This is a genomic window from Polaromonas sp. (assembly GCF_013817205.1).
Classification (GTDB): Bacteria; Pseudomonadota; Gammaproteobacteria; order Burkholderiales; family Burkholderiaceae_C; genus Polaromonas.
Genome location: NZ_JACDDD010000042.1, coordinates 21,527 through 32,299, shown reverse-complemented (window position 1 = coordinate 32,299; position 10,773 = coordinate 21,527). Strand labels below are relative to the sequence as shown.

The 10,773-nt window shown below is 61.9% G+C and carries 8 protein-coding genes; 6 read left to right on the top strand and 2 right to left on the bottom strand.

The window, feature by feature from the left end; all coding sequences use genetic code 11:
* From H0W47_RS11250 to H0W47_RS11230, 5 genes are all read left to right on the top strand, one after another.
* Positions 1 to 795 (top strand): ATP-binding protein (locus tag H0W47_RS11250; protein ID WP_296924319.1); only part of this gene is annotated, 795 nt, incomplete at its 5' end.
* 62 nt (positions 796 to 857) lie between these two features.
* On the top strand, positions 858 to 1,235 hold the full coding sequence (locus H0W47_RS11245; protein WP_296924317.1) for a response regulator: 378 nt from the start codon (positions 858 to 860) through the stop codon (positions 1,233 to 1,235).
* A gap of 2 nt (positions 1,236 to 1,237) precedes the next feature.
* Positions 1,238 to 1,696 carry a chemotaxis protein CheX gene (locus tag H0W47_RS11240; RefSeq protein WP_296924315.1) on the top strand — a complete coding sequence of 153 codons (459 nt, stop codon included), beginning with the start codon at positions 1,238 to 1,240 and terminating at the stop codon, positions 1,694 to 1,696.
* 154 nt (positions 1,697 to 1,850) lie between these two features.
* The gene (locus tag H0W47_RS11235; protein WP_296924313.1) at positions 1,851 to 3,065 is read left to right on the top strand and encodes a nitrate/nitrite transporter; all 1,215 of its coding nucleotides are present in this window, start codon (positions 1,851 to 1,853) and stop codon (positions 3,063 to 3,065) included.
* 406 nt (positions 3,066 to 3,471) lie between these two features.
* On the top strand, positions 3,472 to 4,587 hold the full coding sequence (locus H0W47_RS11230; RefSeq protein ID WP_296924311.1) for a response regulator: 1,116 nt from the start codon (positions 3,472 to 3,474) through the stop codon (positions 4,585 to 4,587).
* 183 nt (positions 4,588 to 4,770) lie between these two features.
* On the opposite strand, the gene H0W47_RS11225 is transcribed toward H0W47_RS11230, so the two are convergent.
* Together H0W47_RS11225 and H0W47_RS11220 are read right to left on the bottom strand one after the other, a co-directional pair.
* Positions 4,771 to 6,579 carry a bifunctional protein-serine/threonine kinase/phosphatase gene (locus tag H0W47_RS11225; protein ID WP_296924309.1) on the bottom strand — a complete coding sequence of 603 codons (1,809 nt, stop codon included), beginning with the start codon at positions 6,577 to 6,579 and terminating at the stop codon, positions 4,771 to 4,773.
* Between the two features lie 72 nt (positions 6,580 to 6,651).
* The gene (locus H0W47_RS11220) at positions 6,652 to 7,935 is read right to left on the bottom strand and encodes a type IV pili methyl-accepting chemotaxis transducer N-terminal domain-containing protein (RefSeq protein WP_296924307.1); all 1,284 of its coding nucleotides are present in this window, start codon (positions 7,933 to 7,935) and stop codon (positions 6,652 to 6,654) included.
* Positions 7,936 to 8,293: 358 nt separating this feature from the next.
* Between H0W47_RS11220 and nirB the strand changes: the two genes are divergently transcribed.
* Positions 8,294 to 10,729 (top strand): nitrite reductase large subunit NirB, encoded by a 2,436-nt coding sequence (gene nirB, locus H0W47_RS11215; protein ID WP_296924305.1) that lies wholly within the window; start codon positions 8,294 to 8,296, stop codon positions 10,727 to 10,729.
* The last annotated feature ends 44 nt before the right edge of the window (positions 10,730 to 10,773 follow it).

The window sequence follows — 10,773 nt, the reverse complement described above, 5'->3', positions numbered from 1 at the left end:
GCCTACCGCCGCATCCACGCCATCAAGGGCGATGCATCGTCCCTGGGCCTGGAAATCCTCGCCTCCTTGGCCCACCAGTTTGAAAACGAATTGCAAAAACTCAAGGACAGCGGCGCCGCCACGGGCGACGCCCTGCTCGCCCTGCCGCTGCCGCTGGAAGACCTGCTGTCCAAAGTGGCTGCGTTCAAGGCCATGAGCCTGAAAAGAGGAAACGATTCCGCTCAGGTCATGGTCGAGGCCATACCCCAGACTTTGCACACCACACTGACGCAGCTGGCCGAGGAAGTCGGCAGCGCCTGCGGCAAACGTGTCAGCGCCAGCGTGCAGCTGGACGAAGCGACGAACCTGCCCGCCGACAAGCTGGACCTGTTGCGCGAGCTGGCCATCCAGCTGGTTCGCAATGCCGTGGTGCACGGGGTGGAGGCACCTTCAGCCAGGGCAGCGGCCGGAAAAGCGCCAGAAGGCCAGGTGGCAGTCAAACTCACCCGCGAAGACAGTGGTCAGTGGGAGCTGAGTGTGCGCGACGACGGTGCCGGCCTCAATGCGGCCAAGGTCCGCAGCCGACTGCTGGAATTGCACTGGTACACCGCCGAACAACTGCAAAGCTTCAGCGACAAACAAATCGTGGCGCACATCTTCAAACCGGGTTTTTCCACGGCCGCCGGCACCACCGCCCACGCGGGTCGCGGTGTCGGCCTGGACCTGGTGCAGGCCAATGTGCAAAAGCTTGGCGCACGCCTGTTGCTGGCCAGCACGCCTGGCAAACACACCGAGTTCCGGATCATTTTTTCATAAGCCCCTGCGCTGCGCGTCATGACTCTCACGCTCCTTCCTTCCTTCCTCACACGGAGACCTTCATGCGCCTGATGATTGTTGACGACTCCAACATGATCCGCACCCGCATCTCGCGTGTGGTGCAAAGCGGCGGGCTCAAGGGCGTCGTGCTCGCCGGCCTGGCCAAAAATGGCCGCGAGGCGCTACGCGTGGCGAGGGCCACCCGACCCGAAGTGGTCACCATGGACCTGACCATGCCCGAGATGGACGGGATTGAATGCATCACGGAGCTGCTGCGGATTGACCCGAAGATCAACATCCTGGTAGTCAGCGCCCTGAGCGACAAGTCCACCGCCATCCAGGCGCTCAAGCTGGGCGCCCGCGGCTTCGTGGCCAAGCCTTTTACCGACGAAGAGCTGCAGATGGCGCTGCTCGACGTATCCGACGCGCGCGAGGAGTAGCCATGGCCACACTCAATGAAACCGATCTGAAGCTGTTTGTGGACTCGATCAGGCACTACCTGAAGGTCACCACACGGCAGGAACCCGTGATCACCTCGGCCTTTCTGGGCACCGGCGACATCGAGGGCTTTGAATTCAACGGCATCGTCACCTTTGCCGGCAGCCACAACGGCCATGTCGTTGTTTCGATGCCAGGCAAGCTGGTGCGCGAGATCCTGCTGTTGCAGCACGAAACCAATTTGACCGACAGCAACCTGCTGGACGCAGTGGGCGAAATTGCGAACACACTGGCAGGCAACGCGCGCAAGGCCCTGGGGGCAGATCTACAGATCTCGGTGCCGATCAAACTCCAGGGCGCACAAGGCATCAAGGCCAGGGTGCGCACGCATCCTTATGTGATCACCCTGCGCTGGAGTCACTATGCGGCCATGGTGTGTGTGGACATGGAGCGCAGGCATTGAAGCAAATAAATGCCCGCAAATTGTGCGGCGCACCAAAAAAACCGCCTTTACGCGCGAAATTGCGCCGCAAGGGTGCACTTTCCACCGCCCCAAGGTGGCACGTTTCTCGCACTGATTCTGTGAATGCCAATTTTTCACAGAAAGAGCTTGCACCATGGCGGGGTTCCGTAATTTTCTAAACGCTGGTCACGCGCCCACGCTGGGCGCGGCCTTTTTCTACTTCGCATTTTCCTGCTGCATCTGGGTGATGAATGGGGCGATGGCCCCCTTCATCTCCGAGACCTACAACCTGTCACCGACCCAAAAAGGTGTGATGCTGTCGGTGCCCATTTTTGCCGGTGCCCTTATGCGTTTTCCGCTGGGGGTACTGGCCCAGTACATCGGCCGCAAAAACGCCACCTTGGTCGAAATGGGCCTGATCATGGTGGCCCTGCTGTTCGGCTACTTTTTTGTTGATTCCTACAGCAGCCTGCTGGCCATGGGTGTGCTGCTGGGCATCGCCGGCGCCAGTTTTGGCGTGGCCCTCAGCCTGGGCTCGGGCTCGTTTCCGGCCCGCTACAAAGGCCTGGCCATGGGCCTGGTGGGCGCCGGCAATGTCGGCACGGCGGTATCGGTGCTGGTCGCGCCGGCCCTGGCGCAGCGTTTTGGCTGGCAGTCGGTGTACGGCATCGCCGCAATCGCCATGCTGCTGCCGCTAATCGCCATGATCCTCTTCGCCAAGGAACCGGATGACGTGGACAGCCACGCCACGCTGCGCGAGCATGTGGCCTGCCTGTTCGAAAAAGACGGCTGGGCTTTCAGCCTGATTTATGCGGTGACTTTCGGCGGCTTCATCGGCCTGGCGACCTTTCTGCCTTCCTACTACTACGACCAGTTCGGTGTCAGCAAGGTGGAAGCCGGCCAGTTGTCGATGCTCGCCGCCTTTATGGGTGCCGCCCTGCGTATTTTTGGCGGCTGGATCTCTGACCGCTGGGGCGGCGTCAACACACTGAGCGTGGTGCTGCTGACCATCGCCGTCACACTGGTGCTGTGCGGCCTGGCCGGCAGTTCTCTGGTGGGCACCACCTTGCTGGTGATGCTGTGTTTTGCGGCGCTGGGCGCGGGCAATGGCGCATTGTTCCAGCTGGTGCCGCTGCGCTGGCCCCTGGCCACAGCCGTGGCCGGCTCCATGATCGGCGAGATAGGCGCACTGGGCGGCGGCCTGGTGCCCAATGCCATGGGGCTATCCAAACAATATGCCGGGACGTACATGTGGGGCTTTTTCTTCTTTGCAGCACTGTCACTCGGCATGCTGGTGATGCTCAGAGTGATGCAGATCCGCTGGACCCGTACCTGGGCTGAAAAGGGAGGCCGCGCACGCAGTGCGTGATCGGCGTAGCCGATAAGGCGCTGGCAGCGCCTGGCCTCCCTTTCAGTGCAGGCTAACTTTTCGCAGAAAAGTTAAGCGTAGCGAGCCGAAACTAAAAGGGCAATTCTGCGCGCAGCGCTCACTGAGCCCAGCGAAGAAAGTGCATTGCACTTTGCCCATCTTTTCTGCGGAGCAAAAAGGGCGGGAGGGCGCGCAGCGCTTGGCCACAAAGCATGTCCGCATCTTCAGTATGTGATATTTTAGCCATCCAGCCCTTGTCCAACGGGCGGTAGCAGCTATGAATTTCATAGCAAACACCCGTAACTTGCACTTCTGGCCCCCATGGACTCGCCGTCTCCTCGGGGTCACGACCTGCGGACCACTGGCGCTGTTAAGCTTCACGCCTGTCGCCGCTCCAAGGAAAATAATGGCTTTGATCGCTGTGATCGATGATGACGAAACGATCCGGGAACTGATCTCGGCGGCCTTGCGCTTTGAAGGCTATGAGGTGGTGGAGGCCGAGGACGGCGCTGCCGGGCTTCAGGTGGTGCATGACCATCGGCCCGACCTGGTGATCAGCGACGTCAACATGCCTCGGCTCGACGGCTTTGCCATGCTGCAGGCAGTGCGTGCCGACCCGGCCATCCAGGCCACGCCGGTCATTTTGCTGACCTCGCTGCAGGAGCGCGAAAACGTCCGCGCCGGAATGACCGGCGGCGCCGACGATTACCTGACCAAGCCCATCGATTTTGACGAGCTCCGCGAGGCCGTGGCCGCCCAGCTCAACAAACAGCTGATGCGTCAGTCCGCACAGGCCCGGACTATAGGAAGGGCCATTTCGACCGCCCTGGACACCCAGAAAAAGCAGCTCAGTCGGCTCTACGAGGAAAAACTCCTGGCGGAACTGGGCGAAAAATGGCCAACGGCCGACTCGATGGCGGAGGACAGGAAGTTTGCCAACGCCACGGTGCTGTTTGTCGACGTCGTCAACTTCCCGGCACTCGCGGAAAAGCTCACCAGTTCGGAGCTCAGCGAGGTGGTGCGCCAGTTCTACAACAATGCCGGCGACACGGTTTATCTCTTCGGCGCCTACCACATGCAGTTTGTCGGCGAAGGCCTGCTGGCGGTGTTTGTTGACAGTACAGACACCGACACCGTCAACAGTGGTTTGCGTGCCGCCAAGGCCGCCCTGGGCCTGATCGATTCAGCACACCGGGTTCAGGGCTACCTGCTCAGTCATTTTCCCGGCCGCTCCCTCCCGCGCTTTGTTGTAGGCGTAGGACTGAACAGCGGCGCAGTCACTCTGGCCAAGCTGGAGGACCCGCTGCGCGGGAAATCCCAGATCCTGCCGGTAGGCGACGCTGTGAGTACCTGCTTGCTGTTGCAAAAACAGGCGCAGCAGGCTGACTGGAAAATTGCTGCCAGTGCCAGCCTGCTGCGCGAGGTAACGGGCTTGGTGAAAACTGGCCGGCGCAAACGGTTTTCTGTGCCGGGCCGCAGCAGCGCGATCGATGCTACCGAACTGCTGGGTCTGGTGCATTAGGAGTTTGTCGGGCTTGGGAATCGTCAGCTGCAAATCGACCGCAGCGGTCCTCACTGGCGCCAATTTTCGCTTTCGACGCCCCAAGTCCGACAGGCTCCTGGCGCTACTAAATCAATAGCTGTTGGCGCCCGTACAGCAAGGGCTACAGCCAGATATCGCCCCCAAATCGGTGGCCGTTCGCCACTAACGCGGCAAGAACAGCAGCCAGTACACCAACAAGACGTTGAATAAAACGGACAGGGCCAGCGCCAACTTCCATAGAACCACCGGGTCGCGCTGGATCAGTGGCGTTGCCGGCAGGGCCGTCAAGGTTCGCGAGGCGCCGCGTTCAATGGCCAGCAACAACTCTTCCGCCGTTTCGAAACGCTGGCGCTTGTCGCGTGCCACGGCCTTGAGCACCACGTGGTCCAGCCAGATCGGCACCTCGGGGTTGTGGCGGCTGGGCGGCGTCGGGTCGCGGTAATAACGCCCGGCCTGGTAGGGCAGCACCTCGCCATAGGGCAGCTTGCCAGTCAGCAGTTGGTAAACGGTGACGCCCAGCGCAAACAGGTCGCTCTGCGCATCGGGCAATTCTTCGGGGCCATCCTTGCCCGCCGCCGCGGCCCGGCTGCTGAAGCCCCATTGCTCGGGATTGATGTAGCTGGGCGTGCCCGCATGCAGCTTGCGCATGGCCTCGGGCTCGCGCCCGGTCAAGGCCACGCCCAGGTCCAGCACGCGCAGCACGCCGTCCTCACCTTGGTGCAGGTTGGCAGGTTTGATGTCGCGGTGGACGACATGCTGCCGGTGCAGCAGGCCCAGCGCCGTGGCGGCCTGGGTGGCCAGAGCCAGCACCTGCGGCAGATTGAAGCGGTGCTTGCGGTCCAGCATCTGTTGTAGGGTTTCACCGGCATGCCAGTCGTACAGAAGGTAAAACGCGCCAGGCTCGCCACCGCCGGGCAGACGGTCGTGAATATGCACCAGGTGGCCAGCCACACGCGAGGAGCGCATGCGCCGGGCGAGCCAGGCCTCGTGCGCCAGCATGGCGCGCTCCTGCGGGTCATGGGCCCGCGCCGGGTGCAGTGTCTTCAGGGCGTACAGCTTGCCGCTGGTGGGCCGTGTTTCGGGGTCTGCATCCGCCGGGGGGCGACTCCACCTGACCTGGTACAAAACGTTGATGCCGTTGTCAGCCACCGGCGCGGTCACGATCAGGCCGTCCAGGCTGTCCCCGACCCTGAGCCTGCCGGGCACTGGCAGAGCCAGCGCACGCCGGTTTTCGTCGTCCAGCGTGGCGTCCAGCAAACCAAGCACTCGCACCACCAAAGCGGTGGCGTTGTCCGGCGTGCCTGCCGCAATCGCGGCATCCACCATCTGACGGCAGATGCGTTGCGCCCGGCCTTCGGAGGCTGAGGACGCGTCGGCACTGGCCAGGACCTGCAGCTTTTTGTCCGTCATCACGTTGTGCACGCCGTCGGACAGCAGCACAAACACATCCCCCACCTGCAGGTCGCCCTGGGTGTAGTCCATGACCAGGCGGTCTTCCGCACCGACGCAGCGCAGGAGCTGGTGCCGCAGGTCCGGGTGATCCATCACGTGGTCAGTGGTGAGCTGCGTCATGCGGCCTTCGCGCAGCAGGTAGGCGCGGGTGTCGCCCACATGCGCCAGCGCGTAAGACTGGCCACGCAGCACCAGCGCGGTCAGCGTGGTCAGCCCGAGGGCCGGGTGCCGGCGCCGGTTCAGCCCGGCCAGCCAGGCGTTTTGCGCACTGATGATGCGGTCCAGCGCCACCGTGGTGTCCCAGGTTTCGGGCGTACCGTAATAGTCGCGCACCAGGCTGGTGACCGTGGTTTGTGCGGCCTCCTTGCCCATGCCGCCGGTGCTGACGCCGTCGGCAATCGCCACGATGGAACCCATGCCCTCCTGGCCCGGTTCAGGCAACATGGCTGCGCAAAAGTCCTCGTTGACCTCCTTGCGGCCGGCGAGGCTTGCGAAACCGATGTCTATGTCAAATGCCATGCACCAAACCAAGCAAGTTTTGCGCCCAAATTTGGTGCACTGCAGCAAAACAGGTGACGGGCGAGCATGCCATCAACCCACCAGCATCTGCATGCTGTGCCCGTAATGAAGCGACAGCTTGTCGAAGGCATCCAGCAAATCCTCACTGGCTGCGGCCACCCGCTCCAGATCGGGCGCTTTGGCCCGGACACCCGGCGCGCTGGCAGCCAGCATCTGCGCCCAGCTCACGGCAGCGGCTTCCAACAAGCTGCGGATTTCCTTGCTGCTCAGCGGAATGGTGTTCAGGTAGGCCAGCGCCTCTTCGAAAGCAGCCCGGGTTTCGTCCAGGCCCAGAGCGTCCGGTGCGATACCGGCCTGCGCGCCCAGCATGCCGGCCAACGCATACTTGGCATAGCGCTGGCTCAGCATGCGCTGGCGCCCGGCCAGGTTGAGCACCTGCAGGGGGGGCATGGCGCCGGCGTTTTCCAGGCTGCTGGTCAGGCGTTCGGCCTCCTGCAGCAGCTGGCCTGCCAGGGCGTCCAGCTGCAGCATGTGGGCAGGTGCAGGCACTCCCTGCAGCAGAGGCTTGAGTTGTGACCAGGTGCGCTGCACCTGCTCCAGCAGGTCGCCAAAGGTCGGCGGCGACAGGCTTTTGCCCAGGCCCGCGAGGTTGGCGTCTATTCGCGTGACCGAGTCATTCAGATGGTCCTGCACCTGCGCGGTCTGCACGCCAGCCAGTTGCAGCAACGCCAGCTTGACCAGCCGCTGGGACAACATGCGCAATTGACCAGAACGATTCACGTCTTCGGCAAAACGCGCGGAATGAATGATGTGCTGGGACACCTGGCCCAGGCGCTGGTTGCTGTGCATGGAGGCGGTGCGCAGCATCTTGAAGGCATCGTCGTCGGACACCTCCCTGGCCCGCATCAATATGCCCTTGGCGCGGTCCACCACCTTGCGCTCTTCCAGCCGGCTGGCGATATCGCGCATCTCTTCGCGCTGGGCCTGTTCGCGGCTAAAGCGCGCCTGTGCCAGGTGAACGAGCGGGCGCAGGCGCTGCCGGCCGTAGCCATTGACCACATAGGCGTGAATGCCTGCTTCGGTGGCACGGGTGATCCTGTCTGCGTCGGGGGCGGTAGTGAAGACGATCAGCGGACGGGGTGAGGTGTCGCCGACGATCTGCAAGGCCTTGAAAAACTCTTCAGCGGGAGTCGGGCTGTCGCAGATCACCACATCGGGCTGCTGGCGCAAAACCTCCTGCACCAGTTTGCTGCATCCGCGCACAGTTCCCAGCACCTGGATACCCACCGCTTCGAGGTCAGCGGCAAGCGAATGCGGGCCCTCGGGGCCATTGAGAATTACCAGTGCGGAAATCATAAAAATCGGGTTTTGAGAGGGAAAACTGTCGGCAGGGAACGCAAGTCGCGCGCCATGCCTGACGCCGGGACGAGCACCCACAAGCCTGCACCATGATATGGCACAACTTTTGCGTAGTCATGTTAGGGCGTAACGGAGCGCCCAACCTTAGCGAAAGCACTGCGGGTTCTGCGCATAACGACGTGCGTATTGATGTGCCTCATACCGGCTCCACGGCCGTGTCCCTGTTCGACAGGAGAGAGCATCATGGTTTCAACCTCACATTTTCAAAGCCGGCATGCCGGTGCACCCGCCCTGAGTGGCCCGGCCCGTGGCACGGCGCTTGCGATTAACGCATCAATCAATCTGGAGTAAGCGCATGAAAAAATCAAAACTCGTGATGGTCGGCAACGGTATGGCCGGCGTGCGCACTATTGAAGAATTGCTCAAGGTCGCGCCCGAGTTGTATGACATCTCGGTTTTTGGTGCCGAGCCGCATCCCAACTACAACCGCATTCTGCTCAGCCCGGTGCTGGCCGGCGAACAGACACTGGACGAGATCGTGCTCAACAGCTGGGATTGGTACAAGGACAACCACATCACGCTGCACGCCGGCAAAAAAGTCGTTGAGGTGGACCGCATCAAGCGCGTGGTGCGCGCCGAAGATGGCACCGAAGAGGAATACGACCGGCTGCTGATGTGCACCGGCTCCAACCCGTTCATCCTGCCCATACCGGGCAAGGACCTGCAGGGCGTGATTGCCTACCGCGACATTGCCGACACCAACGCGATGATTGACGCTGCGGTGAAGTACAAAAATGCCGTGGTCATCGGTGGCGGCCTGCTCGGTCTGGAAGCAGCCAACGGGTTGATGCTGCGCGGCATGAACGTCAGCGTGGTGCACGTCATGCCCACACTGATGGAGCGTCAACTCGACAGCGTGGCCGGCAAGCTGCTGCAAAAATCGCTGGAAGGCCGCGGTCTCAAGTTCCTGATGGGTGCGCAGACCCAGGAACTGGTGGGTAACGCCGATGGCCGCGTCGCCAGCATCAAGTTCAAGGATGGCACCGAACTGGTCACCGACCTGGTCGTGATGGCGGTCGGCATCCGGCCCAACACCGAGTTGGCCGAAAAAATGCGCCTGCACTGCAACAAGGGCATTGTGGTCAACGACACCATGCAGACCGTCACTGACGCGCGCATCTATTCCGTGGGTGAATGTGCGGCGCACCGCGGCATCGCCTACGGCCTGGTCGCGCCGCTGTTCGAGCAAGCCAAGGTCGCCGCCAACCATCTGGCGCAATTCGGCATCGGCCGCTACACCGGCTCGCTCACCTCCACCAAGCTCAAGGTCACCGGCATCGATCTCTTTTCCGCGGGCGAATTCATGGGCGGTGAAGGCACCGAAGAAATCATCATGAGCGACCCCTTCGGTGGGGTCTACAAAAAACTGGTCATCAAGGACGACAAGCTCATCGGCGCCTGCCTGTATGGCGACACCGTGGACGGCAGCTACTACTTCAAGCTGCTGCGCGACGGCCGCAGCGTCGGCGACATACGCGAACGCCTGATGTTCGGCGAATCGAACATCGGCGACGCCGGTCACGAGGGCCACAGCAAGGCGGCGTCCATGCCCGATGAAGCCGAGGTCTGCGGCTGCAACGGCGTGAACAAGGGAACGATCTGCAAGGCCATCAAGGAAAAAGGCCTGTTTACCCTCGACGAGGTGCGCAAGCACACCAAGGCCAGCGCCTCCTGCGGCTCCTGCACCGGGCTGGTCGAACAGATCCTGATGTTCACTGCCGGCGGCGACTACTCCGCCACGCCGAAGCTCAAGGCCATGTGCAGCTGCACCGACCACGGGCACCAGGCGGTGCGCGACGCGATCCGCAACAACAAACTGATGACCATTGCCGATACTTTCAAGTTCATGGACTGGAAGACGCCCAATGGTTGCGCAAGTTGCCGCCCAGCCGTCAACTATTACCTGATCAGCACCTGGCCCAAGCAAGCGAAAGACGATCCGCAAAGCCGCTACATCAACGAACGCAGCCATGCCAACATCCAGAAGGACGGCACCTACAGCGTGATCCCGCGCATGTGGGGCGGCGAAACCACAGCCAGCGAGCTGCGCCGCATTGCCGATGCGGTGGACAAGTACAAAATTCCGACGGTCAAGGTCACCGGCGGCCAGCGTATCGATTTGCTGGGTGTGAAGAAAGAGGATTTGCAGAACGTCTGGAAAGACATCGGCATGCCTTCGGGCCACGCGTATGCCAAAGCGCTGCGCACGGTGAAAACCTGTGTCGGCAGCGAATGGTGCCGCATGGGCACGCAGGACAGCACGCAGATGGGCAAGGACCTGGAGCGCGCGATGTGGCGCATGTACGCACCGCACAAGGTCAAGTTCGCGGTCAGCGGTTGCCCGCGCAACTGCGCCGAGTCAGGCATCAAGGACGTGGGCATCATTGGTGTCGATTCCGGCTGGGAGATGTACATCGCCGGCAATGGCGGCATCAAGACCGAGGTGGCGCACTTTTTCACCAAACTCAAGACTGCCGCCGAAGTGCTGGAGTACACCGGCGCTTTCTGCGAGCTTTACCGCCAGGAAGGCTGGTATCTTGAGCGCACGGTGCATTACGTGAACCGGGTCGGACTGGACTATGTGAAAAAGAAAATTCTTGATGACCACGAAGGCCGCAAGGCCCTGTGGGAGCAATTGCAGTTTGCACTCGACGGTGAGCCCGATCCCTGGTTCGATCTGAAGGAAGCGGCCGTGGATACGCGGCAATTCGAGAAACTCGCTGCGGTCTGAACACAAGACCCCTCCAAAACAACGAATCACCCCAGGAAAATTCA